Source organism: Acidovorax sp. Root217, from assembly GCF_001428645.1.
Classification (GTDB): Bacteria; Pseudomonadota; Gammaproteobacteria; order Burkholderiales; family Burkholderiaceae_C; genus Acidovorax.
On record NZ_LMIH01000020.1, the window covers coordinates 1 to 15,948 of the forward strand.

The window sequence follows — 15,948 nt, forward strand, 5'->3', positions numbered from 1 at the left end:
TCGCCATCCGTGAAGGCGGTCGTACCGTCGGCGCCGGCGTCGTGGCCAAGATCATCGCCTAATCGCTCAGTAGAACAACAAGGAACTTGACATGTCCAAGCAAAAAATCCGCATCCGCCTGAAGGCGTTTGACTACAAGCTGATCGACCAGTCCGCTGCCGAGATCGTTGACACCGCCAAGCGCACCGGCGCCATCGTCAAGGGCCCCGTGCCCCTGCCGACGCGCATGAAGCGTTTCGACATCCTGCGCTCGCCGCACGTCAACAAGACCAGCCGCGACCAGCTCGAAATCCGCACGCACCAGCGCCTGATGGACATCGTGGATCCTACCGACAAGACGGTTGACGCCCTGATGAAGCTCGACCTGCCTGCCGGCGTGGACGTCGAAATCAAGCTGCAGTAATGGTTGTTTCGAGGTGGCTTGCCACCTCGAATTGCCTCGAACAACGCGAACTTGCTTGAAAAAGCAGTTCGCGTTATACTTTAAGGCTTCGCTTTATTTGCGTGCACTCTTGGGTGCACGCGGGGCGAAGTTTTAATAACCCTCTTTCATGCACGCGAGTGCAACGCCGCAGCCAATTGAAGTTGCGGCGGTGGAAGTTTTGGAGAAACAAATGAGTCTGAGCAACTCCCTCGGGTTGCTGGGTCGCAAGGTGGGCATGATGCGTCTGTTCACCGATGACGGGGACGCAGTGCCTGTCACGGTGGTGGATGTGTCCAACAACCGCGTAACCCAGATCAAAACCCAAGAGAACGATGGCTACGTGGCCCTGCAGGTCACGTTCGGTTCGCGCAAAGCATCGCGCGTGACCAAGCCAGAAGCCGGTCACCTTGCCAAGGCAGGTGTGGAAGCCGGTGAAATCATCCAGGAATTCCGCGTGACCGCCGACACCGCTGCCCAGTACCAAGCTGGCGCATCGGTCGTTGTGACGTCCGTGTTTTCCGTGGGCCAGAAGGTCGACGTGCAAGGCACCTCGATCGGTAAAGGCTACGCCGGCACCATCAAGCGCCACAACATGAAGTCGCAACGCGCGTCGCACGGTAACAGCCGTTCGCACAACGTTCCCGGCTCCATTGGTATGGCGCAGGATCCAGGCCGCGTGTTCCCTGGCAAGCGGATGACGGGCCACCTCGGCGATGTCACCAAGACCACGCAAAACCTCGATGTGATCCGCATCGACGAAGCGCGTCAACTGCTCTTGATCAAGGGCGCTATTCCGGGCTCCAAGGGTGGGTTCGTGACGGTGCGTCCAGCGGTCAAGGCCAAAGCCTCCAAAGGAGCGAACTAATGCAGCTCGAACTCCTGAATGACCAAGGCCAGGGCGCGTCCAAGCTGGACGTTCCTGAGACCGTGTTCGGCCGTGAATACAACGAAGACCTGGTGCACCAGATCGTCGTGGCTTACCAAGCCAACGCCCGCCAGGGCACCCGTGCGCAGAAGGACCGTGAACAAGTCCGCCACTCGACCAAGAAGCCTTTCAAGCAAAAGGGTACGGGTAACGCACGTGCAGGTATGACCTCGTCGCCACTGTGGCGCGGGGGCGGTCGGATTTTCCCGAACATGCCTGACGAAAATTTCACGCAAAAGATCAACAAGAAGATGTACCGCGCCGGCATGTCTGCGATTTTCTCGCAGCTGGCCCGCGAAGGCCGTCTGGCGGTGGTCGACTCGCTGAAGCTTGACTCGCCCAAGACCAAGGTCCTGGCCGACAAGTTCAAGGCGATGAACCTGCAATCGGTGATGGTGATCTCCGAGGAAGTGGACGAAAACCTGTACCTGGCTTCGCGCAATCTGGTGAACGTGCTCGTCGTCGAGCCCCGTTACGCCGACCCCGTGTCGCTGGTCCGTTTCAAGAAAGTGCTCGTCACCAAGGGTGCAATCGACAAACTCAAGGAGATGTTCGCATGAGCACACTCAAGTTTGACGAAGGTCGTCTGATGCAAGTGCTGGTCGCTCCCATCGTGTCCGAAAAGGCCACCATGGTTGCCGAGAAGTCCAATGCTGTGACGTTCAAGGTGCTGCAGAACGCAACCAAGCCAGAAATCAAGGCCGCTGTGGAATTGATGTTCAAGGTCGAGGTCAAGGGCGTTTCTGTGGTGAACACCAAAGGCAAGACCAAGCGTTTTGGCAAGACCATCGGCCGCCGCGACAACGTTCGCAAGGCTTATGTCACGCTGCAACCAGGTCAAGAGCTGAACCTCTCCGGGGAGGCCGCGTAATCATGGCTGTCATCAAGATGAAACCCACTTCGCCCGGCCAACGTGCCGTGGTGAAGGTCACGCGTGACCACCTGTACAAGGGTGAAGCGTACGCCCCCCTGCTGGAACCCCAGTTCCAGAAGGCCGGCCGTAACAACAACGGTCACATCACCACCCGCCACAAGGGCGGTGGCCACAAGCACCACTACCGTGTGGTGGACTTCAAGCGCAACAAGGACGGCATTCCGGCCAAGGTCGAGCGCATTGAGTACGATCCAAACCGTACGGCCCACATCGCTCTGGTGTGCTATGCCGACGGCGAGCGTCGCTACATCATCGCTCCCCGCAACCTGGAAGTGGGCGCAACCCTGCTGTCCGGTTCGGAAGCTCCGATCCGCGCTGGCAACACGCTGCCTATCCGCAACATCCCCGTGGGTTCGACCATCCACTGCATCGAGCTCAAGCCCGGTGCCGGTGCTCAGATCGCCCGCTCGGCTGGTGCTTCGGCAACCCTGCTGGCCCGCGAAGGTACCTACGCTCAAGTGCGCATGCGCTCGGGTGAAGTGCGCAAGATCCACATCGAATGCCGCGCCACCATTGGCGAAGTGGCCAACGAAGAACACAGCCTGCGCCAACTCGGCAAGGCCGGTGTGAAGCGCTGGATGGGTATTCGTCCTACGGTTCGCGGCGTTGCCATGAACCCAGTGGATCACCCTCACGGTGGTGGCGAAGGCCGCACCGGCGAAGGCCGCCATGCAGTCGATCCTTGGGGCAATCTGACCAAGGGTTATCGCACCCGTAACAACAAGCGCACACAGATCATGATCGTGTCGCGTCGCAAGAAGTAAGGGGTAACAGATGACTCGCTCTCTCAAAAAGGGTCCATTTGTTGACCATCACTTGCTGGCCAAGGTCGAAAAGGCCGTTGCCACCAAGGATAAGAAGCCAGTGAAGACCTGGTCGCGTCGCTCCATGGTTCTGCCCGATTTCATCGGTCTGACCATCGCCGTTCACAACGGCAAGCAGCACGTACCTGTCTACGTTACCGACCAGATGGTGGGCCACAAGCTCGGCGAATTCGCCCTGACGCGCACCTTCAAGGGTCACCCCGCTGACAAAAAAGTCAAGAAATAAGGAACGACCATGTCTGAAACACGTGCAGTCCTCCGGGGCGTCCGTCTGTCGGTCGACAAGGGCCGTCTGGTCGCTGACTTGATCCGCGGCAAGAAGGTGGACCAGGCTCTGAACATCCTGAACTTCACGCAGAAAAAAGCTGCGGGAATCGTCAAGAAGGTTCTGGAATCCGCCATCGCCAACGCTGAGCACAACGACGGCGCTGACATCGACGAACTGAAGGTCAAGACCATCTACGTCGAGCAAGGCACCACGCTCAAGCGCTTCACCGCGCGCGCCAAAGGCCGCGGCAATCGCATCAGCAAGCCCACGTGCCATGTGTACGTGACGGTTGGCAACTAAAGGCTCGGAAGACTATGGGACAAAAAATCCATCCTACCGGCTTCCGCCTTGCGGTCAGCCGCAACTGGTCCAGCCGTTGGTACGCCAGCAACCGCGACTTCGCGGGCATGCTGGCCGAAGACATCAAGGTGCGCGAGTACCTGAAGGCCAAGCTCAAGAACGCCGCCGTGTCGCGCATCCTGATCGAGCGCCCCGCCAAGAACGCCCGCATCACCATCTACTCGGCTCGTCCTGGTGTGGTGATCGGCAAGAAGGGTGAAGACATCGAGAACCTCAAGAAGGAACTCGCTCTTCGCCTGGGCGTGCCTGTCGCAGTGAACATCGAAGAAGTGCGCAAGCCCGAAATCGATGCCAAGCTGATCGCCGACAGCATCACGCAGCAGCTCGAAAAGCGGATCATGTTCCGCCGTGCCATGAAGCGCGCCATGCAGAACGCCATGCGTCTGGGTGCCCAGGGCATCAAGATCATGTCGTCCGGCCGTCTGAACGGTATCGAAATCGCCCGCTGCGAGTGGTACCGTGAAGGCCGCGTGCCACTTCACACGCTGCGCGCCGACATCGACTACGGCACCTCCGAAGCCAAGACCACCTACGGTGTGATCGGCGTCAAGGTCTGGGTCTACAAGGGCGATACGCTGGGTCGCAACGACCTGCCTGCCGTGGAAACCCCACGTCCAGACGAAGAACGCCGCCCACGCGGTCCACGCCGTGATGGCCGCCCAGGTGGCGACCGTCCAGGTGCTGGCCGTGGAGGCCCACGTCGTCCAGCCGGTGTGAACACCGGTCCGGCCGACGGCAGCGACAAGCCAGTGGAAGCTGGTGGCGCTGATAACACCGCCGTTAAGCGCGTACGCAAAGTCGCCGCGCCCGCTACAGCAGCGGACGGAAAAGGAGAATAAGTATGCTGCAACCTGCTCGCCGCAAATACCGCAAGGAGCAAAAGGGCCGTAACACCGGTGTCGCAACGCGGGGTGCTTCCGTTGCTTTCGGTGATTTCGGTCTGAAGTGCACCGACCGTGGCCGCCTGACGGCCCGCCAGATCGAGGCTGCACGCCGTGCAATCTCCCGCCACGTGAAGCGTGGTGGCCGCATCTGGATCCGCGTGTTCCCGGACAAGCCAATCTCTACCAAGCCCGCAGAAGTGCGTATGGGTAACGGTAAGGGCAACCCCGAGTACTACGTGGCCGAGATCCAGCCCGGCAAGATCGTGTTCGAGATCGTCGGCGTGCCCGAAGAACTGGCCCGTGAAGCGTTCCGCCTGGCTGCGGCCAAGCTGCCGCTGCGCACCACGTTCGTCAGCCGCCACATTGGCTCGTAATTCAGGAGAACAAGCAATGAAGACTACTGAACTGCGCCAAAAAGACGTTGCCGGCATCGAAGGCGAAATCAAGGCTCTGCAGAAGGCCCACTTCGGCCTGCGCATGCAGAAGGCTACCCAGCAGTTGGCCAACACCAACACGCTGCGTACCACCCGCCGCGATATCGCCCGTGCAAAAACCATCCTTGCTGAAAAGCAAGCCGCCAAGTAAGGAGCCGACATGACGGAAGCTAAAAAATCCCTCAAGCGCACCTTGATTGGCAAGGTGGTCAGCGACAAGCGCCAGAAGACCGTGACCGTGCTGATCGAGCGCCGTGTGAAGCACGAGCTCTACGGCAAGATCGTGGGCAAGTCGAGCAAGTACCACGCCCATGATGAAAATGGCGAGTACAAGCTGGGCGACGTGATCGAAATCACCGAGAGCCGTCCGCTCTCCAAGACCAAGAACTGGGTTGCCACCCGCTTGGTGCAAAAGGCCGGCCTGCTCTAAGCCCTCCCGGCTTGTTGGCAGCACTGCCCTCCAAAACGACCCACAATGTGGGTCGTTTTGCTTTTGGGGCCTGCGTTTTGTGCGCTCTGCCCCGGGCATGCGGATACCACCCCAACAACCCTAGGAGAGATCAATGATCAAAGTCGGTGACACCCTGCCAGCCAGCACGCTGATGGAATACTCGGAAGTCGAGGGCGAAGGCTGCTCCATTGGCCCGAACCCGGTGCCGGTGGACAAGGCCACGGCGGGCAAGACCATTGCCCTGTTCGCGCTGCCCGGCGCCTTCACGCCCACCTGCTCGGCCAAGCACGTGCCCGGCTATGTGGAAAAGGTGGACGAGTTCAAGGCCGCCGGCGTGGACGAGATCTGGTGCGTGAGCGTGAACGATGCCTTCGTGATGGGCGCCTGGGCGCGCGACCAGAAGACCGAAGGCAAGGTGCGCATGCTCGGTGACGGCGACGCCACCTTCGCCAAGGCCACCGGCCTGACGCTGGACCTCAACGGCAAGGGCCTGGGCCTGCGCAGCAACCGCTACTCGATGCTGGTGCGCGACGGCAAGGTCGTCACGCTCAACATCGAGGCCCCGGGCAAGTTCGAAGTCAGCGACGCCGCCACCCTCCTGGCCCAGGCCAAGGCGTAATCGACTCCCGGCCCTGGGCAGCACCTGCTGTGACGGGGCCGGCGGCGTTCAGGAGATATCAGCCTTGAGGTAATGCGACCCTGCAATGGGGTTGTGGTAGTAAGGCGGGATCTCCTCGAACCCCAGGTCCGTGTAGAGCGCACGGGCCGACTCCATGTCGTCGAGCGTATCGAGCAGCACGCAGGCGTAGCCCGCGCGGCGCGCCTGGTCAAGCATGGCTTCGGCCAGCTCGCGGCCCAGGCCGAAGCCGCGGAAGGCCTTGCGCACGTACAGGCGCTTCATCTCGCTGGCATTGGGGTAGTCGGCCGCATCCAGCGGCCGCAGGGCGCAGCAACCGGCGATGGCGCCATCCACCTGGGCCAGCAGCAGGTGCCCCCGTGGGGCAGCGTAATCGCCCGGCAGGCTGGCCAGCTCGGCCTCAAAGTCCTGGAACGCAAGGTCCACCCCCAGGGTCGCGGCGTACTCCCGGAAAATCTCGCGGACCGTCTCCATCTCGGCGGCAGACGACGGGTTCAGCAAGGTGACGGCAGGCTTGTCCAAGGCGCGAATTCAGGAAATGCAGGAATCCGCAGTGTAGCGGCTCGCACTCAGAACGCGCTCAGGGTGGACACCCACCAGGCCACTCCAGCGCCCACACCCAATGCGACCAGGGCCAGGGCGCGGGTGGCGAGGTCGTCGCGAGATGGCGCCACGGGCTGGGGCAATTCCTTGTCACCATGCAGCATGGGCGCCACCAGCCGGTGCTTGCGCACCAGCACATAGAAACCGATGGCCAGGACATGCAACGCCACCAGGCCCAGCACCAGGTACTGGCCGATCTCCTTGTGGTAACCCGTGGCCTGGCCCACGACCGCATTGGAGACAAAGCGGGTCAGCGGCCCTGAAAAGGCGATCTCATCGTCGCTGAGCAGGCCGGTGCCCACTTGTGCCACCAGCACGGCAAGCAGGGCGAATACCGAGAGCGCGCCCAGTGGGCTGTGGCCCACACCGTCCTCGGGGTGGCCCGCGCCGCGCAGGTAGCGCACCAAGCGCGCCGGCGAGTACAGGAAGGCGCCAAACCGCGACCAGCGCCCGCCCACCAGGCCCCATACCAGGCGAAAGACCAGCAGCGCCAGCACCACATAGCCCAGGCGCAGGTGCCAGACCATGGCATTGCCGCCCACCTTCGCGGTGACCACCAGGGCGATCACGCTGGCGGCCAGGGCCCAGTGGAAGAGGCGGGTGGGCAGATCCCAGATGCGGACGGTGTGTGTCATGGTCGTGGTCCGGCGCTTGCCGTGTCGTGGGGGTGTCGTTGGCCGCATTGTGCGCGAGATGGCCGGCGCCGCCAACGCGCACCATCGGGCATGCCAAAACCGCCGCAACGCGGCATACTGGCGGCGGCTGGTTGGTTTTTGCTCCCCACGATAAAAGGAAACATCCGATGAAAACCCTCGCTGTAGTCGCCTTTGCTGCGGCCGTCGTCACCCTGTCTGCTCCTGCATCTGCCCAGTTTGCCAAACCCGAAGACGCCATCAAATACCGCCAGAGCGCGTTGTTCGTGATGGGCCAGCATTTCGGGCGCCTGGGTGCCATGGCCAATGGCCGCATCCCCTTCGACGCCAAGGCGGCGCAGGAAAATGCGGATGTTGTCGCCGAGATGGCCAAGCTGCCCTGGGCCGCCTTTGGTGCCGGCACCGACAAGGGGGCACCGACCAAGGCGCTGCCCGAGATCTGGACCCAGCAGGCCAAGTTCAAGGAGCATTCCGACAAGCTCGAAGCCGAGACCGTCAAGCTCGCCGCAGCCGCCAAGACCGGCAACCTGGACAACCTGAAGACTGCCTTCGGCTCGGCCGCCAATTCCTGCAAGGCCTGCCACGACAACTACCGCGCCAAGTGAAGCCGGCCGCTGCGGCGGCCCCAAAGCAAAAAGCCTCTTCCAGATAGAAGAGGCTTTTTTGCTTTGCGAGAGACCCGTTCAGGTCTCGGCGAGCAGCTTCTCGATCAGCTGGTGCAGTTCCGGGAAGTTGGGGGCGCCCACATAGGTCTTCACGATCTCGCCGCGCTTGTTGACGATGAAGGTCGAGGGCGTGAGCCGCACATCGCCCCAGGCCTTGGCCACGGCGCCGGTGTTGTCGATGGCCACCTTGAAGGGCAGCTTGCGCGTTTCGGCGAAGTTCACCACGTAGCTCGGCGGGTCGTAGCTCATGGCCACGGCCAGTGTTTCGAAGCCCTTGGGCTGGTATTTCTTGTAGGTGGCAATGATTTCGGGCATCTCGGCCACGCAGGTGGTGCAGCTCGTGGCCCAGAAATTCACCAGCGTCACCTTGCCGTGCAGGTCGGCGGTGGACTGGCGCGAGCCATCGAGCAGCACGAAAGTGGACTCGGGCGCCGCAGAGCGGCCCGTGTCCAGGAACACGTAGGCGCCCACGGCGGCAAAAGCCACCACCGCTGCACCTGCTGCCCACTGCTTGATACCCATGGCGTCATCCCATCCCGGAAGTGCGGGCTCCAACCCGCACGGTATTGTGCCGGACAAAGCTGCCGCCTGCCGGCTGGCCTGTCCACTGCGGTGATGGAGTGTGGGGCGGTGCAAAAGTTCTCCCTTCCCGGGCTCCGCGCACGAAATATCCGGCCACTGCCGATAATGGGCCCATGAACTGGACATTGACCGGCGCCGCCAGCGCCCTCCTGGGACTGGCCGCATGCAGCCCGGCACTCAACTGGCGCAGCGTGGCCCTGCCCGAAGCCGCCCTCACCATCACACTGCCCTGCAAGCCCGACCATGCCACGCGCAAGGTGGAGCTGGCGGGCACGCCGGTCGACCTGTCCATGGTCGGCTGCGAGGCTGATGGCGCGACCTTTGCCGTGTCCCATGCCACGCTGGCCGACCCGGCGCAGACCGGCGTGGCGCTGGCCCACTGGCGCGCGGCCGTGCTGGCGCGCCTGGGTGGCGCGCAGGCCCACGAGGTGCCGTTTGTGCCCCGCAATGCCCTGCCGCTGCCCCAATCGGTGCGCACCGTGGCCCAGGGGAAGGGGCCCGATGGGCAGGCCGTCACCGCGCAGGCGGTCTGGTTTGCCCGCACCGTGGGGCCGCAGATGCAGCTGTACCACGCCGTGGTCTATACACCCAGGCCCCGCCCCGAGGTGGCCGATACCTTCTTTAGCGGGCTGGTGTTGCCATGAGCGCCGGTGTGCTGCCACGGCGCGCGGCCGTCATCGTCTTCCTGGCCTTCGCGTTCGCCTACTTCCTTTCGGCCCTGCTGCGCGCCGTCACGGCCACCCTCGCGCCCACGCTGTCGCAGGAGTTCACCCTGCACGCCAGCGACCTGGGCCTGCTGGCGGGCGGCTACTTTCTGGGCTTTTCTGCCACGCAGTTGCCGCTCGGTACCTGGCTGGACCGGCATGGCCCGCAAAAGGTGCTGCTCGGATTTCTGGGCGTGGCTGTCGCCGGCTGCCTGGTGTTCTCGATGGCCACGGGGTTCTCGGGCCTGCTGGCGGGGCGCGTGCTGTGCGGCGCGGGCGTGAGCGCCTGCCTGATGGCGCCGCTTACCGGCTACCGCCGCTGGTTCGATGCCACGGCGCAGATGCGCGCCAACTCCTGGATGCTGATGACGGGCTCGCTGGGCATGGTGGCCTCCACCCTGCCGGTGCAGTGGGCCGTGCCGCTGGTGGGCTGGCGCCCGCTGTTCTGGGGGTTGGCCGTGCTGATCGGCGTGGCCATGGTGGGCATTGCGCTGTGGGTGCCGCGCTGGCATGCGGCCACCCCGGTTGCGGGTGCCGGTGCCTCACCCGCGCCGGGGGGCTACGCCATGGTCTGGCGCCATCCGTACTTTCAGCGCATGGCCCCGCTGGGCTTCTTCGTCTACGGCGGCATGGTGGCCATGCAGACCCTGTGGGCGGGCCCCTGGATGCAGCAGGTGGCCGGCTACAGCGCGCTCGAGTCGGCCACCGGCCTCTTCTGGATCAACCTTTGCATGCTGTGCACCTTCTGGGCCTGGGGCATGGTCAATCCCTGGCTGCTGCGCCACGGCCTCGGGGCCGACCGACTCATCCTCGCGGGCCTGCCGCTGTCGCTTCTCATCCTGCTGGCCATCATCGTCGCCGGGCCTGCGGCGGGGGGCGCGGCGTGGGCACTGTTCTGCGTGTCGTGCACCTTCGTTTCGCTCTCGCAACCGGCAGTGGGCATGGCCTTTCCGCAGGCCCTGGCGGGGCGTGCGCTGTCGGCCTTCAACCTGGTGATCTTTGCCGGCGTGTTCGTGGTGCAGTGGGGCATTGGCCTGGCGGTGGATGCATTTGCCGCCGCCGGCCTGTCCACGACGGCCTCGTTCCAGGCGGCCATGGGGGTGTTCCTGGTGTGCAACACGGGGTCCTACCTCTGGTTCGCCCTGCGGGGGCAGCGCCATAATGCGCTTCAAACCTCTGTCCCATGAGCACCAGCATCCTGATCATCGCCCACGCCCCTTTGGCCCATGCCCTGCGCGAATGCGTGCTGCACGTGTTTGCCGACTGTGGCGACAGCGTGGCCGCACTCGATGTGCAGCCCAATGAGCGGCCCGAGGAGTCCCTGGCCCAGGCGCGTATCCTGCTGGAGCAATTGGGGCCCGACTCCACCCTGGTGCTGACCGACGTGTTCGGCGCCACCCCCTGCAACGTGGCGCAGCGCCTGGTGGACGGTGTCCGCTCGCGCCTGGTCACAGGGGTCAATCTTCCGATGCTGCTGCGTGCCGTGAGCTACCGTGCAGAGCCCCTTGATTCGGTCGTCACCCGCGCGGTGGTGGGCGGCACGCAAGGGGTGATGCAGGTGGCCATTGCAGCGCCGCAGAACCAGTCCCGACGCAACCGACATGATCAAGACTCGTACGACCATCAGCAATAAACTGGGCCTGCACGCCCGCGCCTCGGCCAAGCTCACCAAGCTGGCCGGCAGCTTCCCCTGCGACGTTTTCATGAGCCGTGGCGACCGTCGCATCAATGCCAAGAGCATCATGGGGGTCATGATGCTGGCCGCCGGCCTGGGCAGCGAGGTCGAGGTGGAGACGAATGGCGAGCGCGAGCAGGAGGCCATGGACGCCCTGCTGGCGCTGATCGCCGACAAATTTGGCGAAGGCGAGTAAACGCCATGGCTGCAGCGCGCGTATCCACGGTGGCTGAAGAAAGGGAATTGCGATGACCTTTGCCGTTCACGGTCTGGCGGTGGCACGCGGCATTGCCATCGGCCGTGCCGTGCTCGTGGCCTCGAGCCGCGTGGACGTGGCCCACTACTTCATACAGCCCGAGCAGATACCGGCCGAGATCGAGCGTGTGCGCCAGGGCCGCAATGCGGTGGTGGAGGAACTGCAGCGCCTGCAGACCGACATGCCCGCCGACGCCCCGCACGAACTCACCGCGCTGCTCGACGTGCACCTGATGCTGTTGCAGGACGAAGCCCTCACCGGTGGCGTCAAGCACTGGATCACCGAACGCCTGTACAACGCAGAGTGGGCGCTCACCACCCAGCTCGAAGTGATTGCGCGCCAGTTTGACGAGATGGAGGACGAGTACCTGCGCGAGCGCAAGGCCGACCTGGAGCAGGTGGTCGAGCGCATCCTGCGCTACATGAAGGGCGTGGCCAGCCCCGTGGCGCCACCCGCCAGCAGTCCGCGGCGCAAGACCCAGCAGGACCTGCTGCTCGACGACACGGTGGACGTACCCCTGGTGCTGGTGGCGCACGACCTGTCGCCAGCCGACATGCTGCAGTTCAAGCAGAGCGTGTTCGCCGGCTTCGTGACCGACGTGGGCGGCAAGACCTCGCACACCGCCATCGTCGCGCGCAGCATGGACATTCCCGCCGTGGTCGGCGCGCGCGCGGCCAGTCAACTGGTGCGCCAGGACGACTGGGTCATCATCGACGGCGATGCCGGCGTGATCATCGTCGACCCCTCGCCCATCATCCTGGCCGAATACGGCTTTCGCCAACGCCAGACCGAGCTCGAACGCGAGCGCCTGTCGCGCCTGCGGCACACGCCGGCCGTCACCATCGACGGCCACCGCATCGAACTGCTGGCCAACATCGAGCAGCCCGGCGATGCCGTGGGTGCGGTGCGCGCCGGCGCCGTGGGTGTGGGCCTGTTCCGCAGTGAATTCCTGTTCATGGGGCGCACCGGCAACCTCCCGGGCGAGGACGAGCAGTACCGCGCCTACCGCGAGGCCCTGGACGGCATGCAGGGCCTGCCGGTCACCATCCGCACCATCGACGTGGGGGCCGACAAGCCACTGGACAACAAGGTCCACAAGGACACGCACCTGAACCCCGCACTGGGCTTGCGCGCCATCCGCTGGAGCCTGGCCGACCCGGCCATGTTCCGCACCCAGCTGCGCGCCGTGCTGCGTGCGGCGGCGCATGGCAAGGTGAACCTGCTGTTCCCCATGCTGGCGCACACCAACGAAATCCACCAGACCCTGGCCCAGGTGGAGCTGGCGCGCGCCGAGCTCGACGCCCGGGGCGAGCCCTACGGCCCGATCCAGCTGGGCGCCATGATCGAGGTGCCGGCGGCGGCGCTGATGGTGCGCACCTTCCTGCGCTACTTCGATTTTCTGTCCATCGGCACCAATGACCTGATCCAGTACACCCTGGCCATCGACCGGGCCGACGAGGCGGTGGCCCACCTGTACGACCCGGTGCACCCGGCCGTGCTGCGCCTGGTGGCCGACGTGATCGCCGAAGGCGAGCGCCAGGGCAAGAGCGTCTGCGTCTGCGGCGAGACTGCCGGCGACGTGACCATGACACGCCTGCTGCTGGGCCTGGGCCTGCGCAGCTTCTCCATGCACCCCGCGCAGATCCTGGCCGTCAAGCAGGAGATCCTGCGCGCCGACACGCGCAAGCTCGTACCCTGGGCGCTGCAGGTGCTCGACGGCGAAGAGCCTGCGGCCTTGCTGGCATCCTAGAACTCTTGAATCAATAGCTACCAGCGCTCGCTGGAAAAGCGCTGGAGGTCGATTTGGCCCATACCCCGGTAGCAGCCCCCGCAGACGCGTCCCTCATCGACTCGCGCCAGGCCTTGCAGCGCCTGCTGGTCACCCTGGGCCTGGTGGTGCTGGGCAACAGCAGCATGTATGTCGTGTCGGTCGTGCTCCCGGCCGTGCAAAGCGAGTTCGGCGTTGGCCGTGCCAGCGCGTCGCTGCCCTACACCTTGATGATGGTCTGCCTGGGCCTGGGCGGGCTGCTCACGGGCAGGCTGGCGGACCGCCATGGCCTCACGCCCGTGCTTTGGCTGGGCGCGCTGGCCGTGCTCGGCGGCTTTGTGGGCGCGGCCTTTTCCGGCAGCATATGGGCCTTCGGCCTGGCGCACGCGGTGATGGGCTTCATCGGCAGCTCGGCCACCTTTGCCCCCCTGCTGGCCGACACGGCGCTGTGGTGGAACCGGCGGCGCGGCATTGCGGTGGCGGTGTGCGCCAGCGGCAACTATGTGGCGGGCGCGGTCTGGCCGCCCATCGTGCAGTACGGTGTCGACACCGTCGGCTGGAGGCCGACCTACATGGCACTGGGGGTCGTCTGCGGCCTGGGCATGCTCGCGCTGTCGCTGCGCATGCGCCAGCGCCCGCCGGCCATCCAGGCCGTGGCGGATGGAGCCCAGGCTGCCGCTGTGGACCACACGCGTCCCTTCGGCCTGCCGCCTGGCGCCGCGATGGCGCTGCTGTGCGTGGCCGGTGTGGCGTGCTGCGTCGCCATGGCCATGCCACAGGTCCACATCGTGGCCTATTGCACCGACCTGGGCTTCGGCGCCGCCCAGGGTGCGCAGATGCTGTCGCTCATGCTGGCCTGCGGCATCGTGAGCCGGCTGGTCTTCGGGCTGATCTGCGACCGCATCGGTGGCATCCGCACCTTGCTGCTGGGGTCTGCGCTGCAGGGCATCGCCCTGCTGCTATTTTTGCCCTATGACGGCCTGGTGCCGCTGTACGTGATCTCCGCGCTGTTCGGCCTGTTCCAGGGCGGCATCGTGCCGACCTACGCCATCATCGTGCGCGAGCACTTCGCGCCCGCACAGGCGAGCGTGCGGGTCGGCGCCGTCATCATGGCCACGCTCGTGGGCATGGCCCTGGGCGGCTGGCTGTCGGGCTTTATCTTCGACGTCACCGGCAGCTACCACGCCGCCTTCCTCAACGGCATCGGCTGGAACCTGCTGAACCTCTGCATCACCGGCTGGCTCTTCCTGCGATTGCGCAGGGTGCGCAGGGACGCCTCTACTTCGCCCGTACGCCCAGGATGGCCGCACTGATGATCAAGGCCGTGGCCAGCGCGATGCTCCCGCTGAACGCACGGCCGCTCACCACGATCAGCAGGGCGGTCGAGGCCAGCGGCGTGATGTAGCTCAGGATGCCGATGTGCCGCGCATCGCCGAGCTTGAGCGCCTTGTCCCACAGGAAGAACGAGGCACCGAGCGGCCCCAGGCCCATCACGGCCAGCAGCATCCAGTCGCGCGGCACGAGGGTGGCTGCAGGCTCCAGCGCCACGTGGCACAGCAGCGACAGCGCACCCGAGACCAGGCCGAACAGGCCGATGGCCGTGGTCGGAAAGGCCGCCACGCGCTTGGTCATCAGCGAATAGGTGGCCCAGATCAGCGCCGCAGCGAAGGCCGGCACATAGCCCCAGGCCAGGGTGCCGCTGAGTTCGCGCCCGCCCAGGATGGCGATGGCCGCGCCGCCAAAGCCCAGCAGTGCCGCCAGCACATGCGGCCAGCGCAGCCGGATGCCCGGCAGCACCACGGGCGACAGCACCACGATGAACAGCGGCCACAGGTAGTTGACCAGGTTGGCCTCCACCGGCGGTGCGTTGCGCAGCGCGATGAACAGCAGGAAGTGGTAGGCGAAGAGGCCATACACCCCCAGCGCCAGCGTGCGCAGCGGAATTCGCCACTGCGACGGGTCGCGCAGCACGAAGGGCCAGGCAGGAATGCTGCCGATGATGAGGGCAATGCCCGTCAGCAGGAACGGCGGCACATGGGAGAGCGAAATGCCCAGCGAGGCGAGGGAGGCCCACAGCGCGATGGCGCCCAGGGCATAGAAGTTGGCTTGCATGCGGCACTGTAAGCGCGCTGGGCATCGCGCAACGACGGAGCATCGTCGCGGCCCTGCGGTCCGGCATCAGCCCCGGCGCAGCGCCGCCGTCAGGGCCGACGGCGAGCGGTAGCCCGTGCGGCGCGCCACCTCGGCCACGGCCATGCCGCCTGCGCGCAGCAGCTGGGCATGCTCGAGCCGCTGGCTGCGCAGCCAGGCCATCGCACCCTGGCCTTGCTCCTCGCGGCAACGCGCCGCGAACTGGCTGGGGCTCAGGTGCACCTGCTGCGCCATGTCTGCCACCGACAGCGACCGGTGCCAATGCCGGGCGGCCCATTGGCGCAACGCCGGCCAGTCGATGGCACGGCGGCGTGCACGGGCATCTTCCGCTGGGGCCGGTGTCCGGGAGGAGGGCAGCCAGGCCTCCAGCAGCAGGGCGGGGCCGTGGGCCCGGGCCAGGGGGCGGCCTTGCTGCAGGGCGCTGGCGAGGTAGCGGGCCAGGGTCAGTGCCGGGGGCGGTGGAGCCGTCCGCAGCGTGGGGGCGGTGCAGTGTGTCCAGCCCAGGTCGCTGCTGTCCAGCACCAGGCACAGGCTGCCGCCGCTGGCTTCGAAATCGTGGTGTGCACCTGGCGCGATGACGCAGCCGCCGCCGCTGGCCACGCGCATGCCGCGTCCGTCGACCTCCAGGTCGAGCGCACCGGCCAGGCCCAGCAGCACCTGGAAATGTCCATGGCTGTGGCTGCCGGGGGAGGCGCCGTACCGGCGCAGCGAGAGCGAGCCGGCGGTGTCCATGGCGTGTGCGCGTTGGCT

At 65.3% G+C, this 15,948-nt stretch carries 24 protein-coding genes; 19 read left to right on the top strand and 5 right to left on the bottom strand.

The annotated features are described in order from the left end of the window. The first annotated feature begins 91 nt into the window (after positions 1-91). The 12 genes from rpsJ (at position 92) to ASE31_RS19660 (ending at position 6,123) form a co-directional block, all read left to right on the top strand. Positions 92-403 carry a 30S ribosomal protein S10 gene (gene rpsJ, locus ASE31_RS19605; RefSeq protein ID WP_005796953.1) on the top strand — a complete coding sequence of 104 codons (312 nt, stop codon included), beginning with the start codon at positions 92-94 and terminating at the stop codon, positions 401-403. Positions 404-614: 211 nt separating this feature from the next. Beyond that, a complete protein-coding gene (gene rplC / locus ASE31_RS19610) occupies positions 615-1,289 on the top strand; it encodes a 50S ribosomal protein L3 (RefSeq protein ID WP_057203511.1) in 675 nt (224 codons plus the stop codon). Next, positions 1,289-1,909, top strand: coding sequence for a 50S ribosomal protein L4 (gene rplD, locus ASE31_RS19615; protein WP_057203512.1), 621 nt, complete (start codon positions 1,289-1,291; stop codon positions 1,907-1,909). The genes rplC and rplD overlap by 1 nt, the downstream gene beginning before the upstream one ends. Then, positions 1,906-2,220 (top strand): 50S ribosomal protein L23, encoded by a 315-nt coding sequence (rplW, locus tag ASE31_RS19620; protein WP_010467173.1) that lies wholly within the window; start codon positions 1,906-1,908, stop codon positions 2,218-2,220. The genes rplD and rplW overlap by 4 nt, the downstream gene beginning before the upstream one ends. 2 nt (positions 2,221-2,222) lie before the next feature. Continuing rightward, positions 2,223-3,047 (top strand): 50S ribosomal protein L2, encoded by an 825-nt coding sequence (gene rplB, locus ASE31_RS19625; RefSeq protein ID WP_007847814.1) that lies wholly within the window; start codon positions 2,223-2,225, stop codon positions 3,045-3,047. Between the two features lie 10 nt (positions 3,048-3,057). Continuing rightward, positions 3,058-3,333, top strand: a complete 276-nt coding sequence (gene rpsS / locus ASE31_RS19630; RefSeq protein ID WP_027997031.1) for a 30S ribosomal protein S19 — start codon at positions 3,058-3,060, stop codon at positions 3,331-3,333. 9 nt (positions 3,334-3,342) lie between these two features. Further along, a complete protein-coding gene (gene rplV, locus ASE31_RS19635; protein WP_007847806.1) occupies positions 3,343-3,675 on the top strand; it encodes a 50S ribosomal protein L22 in 333 nt (110 codons plus the stop codon). Between the two features lie 14 nt (positions 3,676-3,689). Continuing rightward, entirely contained in the window at positions 3,690-4,574 is an 885-nt protein-coding gene (gene rpsC, locus ASE31_RS19640) for a 30S ribosomal protein S3 (protein ID WP_057203513.1), read from the top strand. Between the two features lie 2 nt (positions 4,575-4,576). Continuing rightward, positions 4,577-4,993, top strand: coding sequence for a 50S ribosomal protein L16 (gene rplP, locus ASE31_RS19645; protein ID WP_007847799.1), 417 nt, complete (start codon positions 4,577-4,579; stop codon positions 4,991-4,993). A gap of 16 nt (positions 4,994-5,009) precedes the next feature. Further along, positions 5,010-5,204, top strand: coding sequence for a 50S ribosomal protein L29 (gene rpmC, locus ASE31_RS19650; RefSeq protein WP_057203514.1), 195 nt, complete (start codon positions 5,010-5,012; stop codon positions 5,202-5,204). A 9-nt stretch (positions 5,205-5,213) separates the two neighbouring features. Next, entirely contained in the window at positions 5,214-5,483 is a 270-nt protein-coding gene (gene rpsQ, locus ASE31_RS19655) for a 30S ribosomal protein S17 (RefSeq protein ID WP_007847796.1), read from the top strand. A 133-nt stretch (positions 5,484-5,616) separates the two neighbouring features. Beyond that, entirely contained in the window at positions 5,617-6,123 is a 507-nt protein-coding gene (locus ASE31_RS19660) for a peroxiredoxin (protein ID WP_057203515.1), read from the top strand. A gap of 48 nt (positions 6,124-6,171) precedes the next feature. Here ASE31_RS19660 and ASE31_RS19665 read toward each other — a convergent pair whose 3' ends face one another. Both ASE31_RS19665 and ASE31_RS19670 read right to left on the bottom strand, forming a co-directional pair. Then, positions 6,172-6,663 carry a GNAT family N-acetyltransferase gene (locus ASE31_RS19665; protein ID WP_057203516.1) on the bottom strand — a complete coding sequence of 164 codons (492 nt, stop codon included), beginning with the start codon at positions 6,661-6,663 and terminating at the stop codon, positions 6,172-6,174. 47 nt (positions 6,664-6,710) lie between these two features. Then, the gene (locus ASE31_RS19670; RefSeq protein ID WP_057203517.1) at positions 6,711-7,379 is read right to left on the bottom strand and encodes a cytochrome b/b6 domain-containing protein; all 669 of its coding nucleotides are present in this window, start codon (positions 7,377-7,379) and stop codon (positions 6,711-6,713) included. A gap of 167 nt (positions 7,380-7,546) precedes the next feature. Between ASE31_RS19670 and ASE31_RS19675 the strand changes: the two genes are divergently transcribed. After that, the gene (locus tag ASE31_RS19675) at positions 7,547-8,002 is read left to right on the top strand and encodes a cytochrome c (protein WP_057203518.1); all 456 of its coding nucleotides are present in this window, start codon (positions 7,547-7,549) and stop codon (positions 8,000-8,002) included. A gap of 78 nt (positions 8,003-8,080) precedes the next feature. Here the strand turns inward: ASE31_RS19675 and ASE31_RS19680 are convergent, their stop codons facing one another. Then, a complete protein-coding gene (locus ASE31_RS19680; protein ID WP_057203519.1) occupies positions 8,081-8,584 on the bottom strand; it encodes a TlpA disulfide reductase family protein in 504 nt (167 codons plus the stop codon). 173 nt (positions 8,585-8,757) lie between these two features. Between ASE31_RS19680 and ASE31_RS19685 the strand changes: the two genes are divergently transcribed. From ASE31_RS19685 to ASE31_RS19710, 6 genes are read left to right on the top strand one after another with little or no spacing between them, the layout of a single operon-like run. Next, a complete protein-coding gene (locus ASE31_RS19685) occupies positions 8,758-9,288 on the top strand; it encodes a hypothetical protein (protein ID WP_057203520.1) in 531 nt (176 codons plus the stop codon). Then, positions 9,285-10,535: an MFS transporter gene (locus ASE31_RS19690; protein ID WP_057203521.1), complete on the top strand. Its 1,251-nt coding sequence runs from the start codon at positions 9,285-9,287 to the stop codon at positions 10,533-10,535. The genes ASE31_RS19685 and ASE31_RS19690 overlap by 4 nt, the downstream gene beginning before the upstream one ends. Then, the gene (locus tag ASE31_RS19695) at positions 10,532-10,981 is read left to right on the top strand and encodes a PTS sugar transporter subunit IIA (protein WP_057203522.1); all 450 of its coding nucleotides are present in this window, start codon (positions 10,532-10,534) and stop codon (positions 10,979-10,981) included. The genes ASE31_RS19690 and ASE31_RS19695 overlap by 4 nt, the downstream gene beginning before the upstream one ends. Then, positions 10,950-11,219, top strand: a complete 270-nt coding sequence (locus ASE31_RS19700) for an HPr family phosphocarrier protein (protein ID WP_057203523.1) — start codon at positions 10,950-10,952, stop codon at positions 11,217-11,219. Before ASE31_RS19695 ends, ASE31_RS19700 begins: the two co-directional genes overlap by 32 nt. Before the next feature lie 52 nt (positions 11,220-11,271). Then, positions 11,272-13,029, top strand: coding sequence for a phosphoenolpyruvate--protein phosphotransferase (gene ptsP, locus ASE31_RS19705; RefSeq protein WP_057203524.1), 1,758 nt, complete (start codon positions 11,272-11,274; stop codon positions 13,027-13,029). 53 nt (positions 13,030-13,082) lie between these two features. After that, positions 13,083-14,360, top strand: coding sequence for an MFS transporter (locus ASE31_RS19710; RefSeq protein ID WP_057203525.1), 1,278 nt, complete (start codon positions 13,083-13,085; stop codon positions 14,358-14,360). Here ASE31_RS19710 and ASE31_RS19715 read toward each other — a convergent pair. Both ASE31_RS19715 and ASE31_RS19720 read right to left on the bottom strand, forming a co-directional pair. Continuing rightward, complete coding sequence (locus tag ASE31_RS19715) at positions 14,326-15,159, bottom strand: DMT family transporter (protein ID WP_057203526.1); 834 nt, start codon at positions 15,157-15,159, stop codon at positions 14,326-14,328. The two genes, ASE31_RS19710 and ASE31_RS19715, sit on opposite strands and share 35 nt — an antisense overlap. Before the next feature lie 66 nt (positions 15,160-15,225). Then, complete coding sequence (locus ASE31_RS19720) at positions 15,226-15,930, bottom strand: AraC family transcriptional regulator (RefSeq protein WP_057203527.1); 705 nt, start codon at positions 15,928-15,930, stop codon at positions 15,226-15,228. Positions 15,931-15,948: the final 18 nt, after the last annotated feature.

What these genes read in the sequence shown, in the direction of transcription:
- rpsJ (WP_005796953.1), top strand. Translation starts at nt 92, where the DNA reads ATGTCCAAGCAAAAAATCCGCATCCGCCTGAAGGCGTTTGACTACAAG.
- rplC (WP_057203511.1), top strand. Translation starts at nt 615, where the DNA reads ATGAGTCTGAGCAACTCCCTCGGGTTGCTGGGTCGCAAGGTGGGCATG.
- rplD (WP_057203512.1), top strand. Translation starts at nt 1,289, where the DNA reads ATGCAGCTCGAACTCCTGAATGACCAAGGCCAGGGCGCGTCCAAGCTG.
- rplW (WP_010467173.1), top strand. Translation starts at nt 1,906, where the DNA reads ATGAGCACACTCAAGTTTGACGAAGGTCGTCTGATGCAAGTGCTGGTC.
- rplB (WP_007847814.1), top strand. Translation starts at nt 2,223, where the DNA reads ATGGCTGTCATCAAGATGAAACCCACTTCGCCCGGCCAACGTGCCGTG.
- rpsS (WP_027997031.1), top strand. Translation starts at nt 3,058, where the DNA reads ATGACTCGCTCTCTCAAAAAGGGTCCATTTGTTGACCATCACTTGCTG.
- rplV (WP_007847806.1), top strand. Translation starts at nt 3,343, where the DNA reads ATGTCTGAAACACGTGCAGTCCTCCGGGGCGTCCGTCTGTCGGTCGAC.
- rpsC (WP_057203513.1), top strand. Translation starts at nt 3,690, where the DNA reads ATGGGACAAAAAATCCATCCTACCGGCTTCCGCCTTGCGGTCAGCCGC.
- rplP (WP_007847799.1), top strand. Translation starts at nt 4,577, where the DNA reads ATGCTGCAACCTGCTCGCCGCAAATACCGCAAGGAGCAAAAGGGCCGT.
- rpmC (WP_057203514.1), top strand. Translation starts at nt 5,010, where the DNA reads ATGAAGACTACTGAACTGCGCCAAAAAGACGTTGCCGGCATCGAAGGC.
- rpsQ (WP_007847796.1), top strand. Translation starts at nt 5,214, where the DNA reads ATGACGGAAGCTAAAAAATCCCTCAAGCGCACCTTGATTGGCAAGGTG.
- ASE31_RS19660 (WP_057203515.1), top strand. Translation starts at nt 5,617, where the DNA reads ATGATCAAAGTCGGTGACACCCTGCCAGCCAGCACGCTGATGGAATAC.
- ASE31_RS19670 (WP_057203517.1), bottom strand. Translation starts at nt 7,379, where the DNA reads ATGACACACACCGTCCGCATCTGGGATCTGCCCACCCGCCTCTTCCAC.
- ASE31_RS19675 (WP_057203518.1), top strand. Translation starts at nt 7,547, where the DNA reads ATGAAAACCCTCGCTGTAGTCGCCTTTGCTGCGGCCGTCGTCACCCTG.
- ASE31_RS19680 (WP_057203519.1), bottom strand. Translation starts at nt 8,584, where the DNA reads ATGGGTATCAAGCAGTGGGCAGCAGGTGCAGCGGTGGTGGCTTTTGCC.
- ASE31_RS19685 (WP_057203520.1), top strand. Translation starts at nt 8,758, where the DNA reads ATGAACTGGACATTGACCGGCGCCGCCAGCGCCCTCCTGGGACTGGCC.
- ASE31_RS19690 (WP_057203521.1), top strand. Translation starts at nt 9,285, where the DNA reads ATGAGCGCCGGTGTGCTGCCACGGCGCGCGGCCGTCATCGTCTTCCTG.
- ASE31_RS19695 (WP_057203522.1), top strand. Translation starts at nt 10,532, where the DNA reads ATGAGCACCAGCATCCTGATCATCGCCCACGCCCCTTTGGCCCATGCC.
- ASE31_RS19700 (WP_057203523.1), top strand. Translation starts at nt 10,950, where the DNA reads ATGATCAAGACTCGTACGACCATCAGCAATAAACTGGGCCTGCACGCC.
- ptsP (WP_057203524.1), top strand. Translation starts at nt 11,272, where the DNA reads ATGACCTTTGCCGTTCACGGTCTGGCGGTGGCACGCGGCATTGCCATC.
- ASE31_RS19715 (WP_057203526.1), bottom strand. Translation starts at nt 15,159, where the DNA reads ATGCAAGCCAACTTCTATGCCCTGGGCGCCATCGCGCTGTGGGCCTCC.
- ASE31_RS19720 (WP_057203527.1), bottom strand. Translation starts at nt 15,930, where the DNA reads ATGGACACCGCCGGCTCGCTCTCGCTGCGCCGGTACGGCGCCTCCCCC.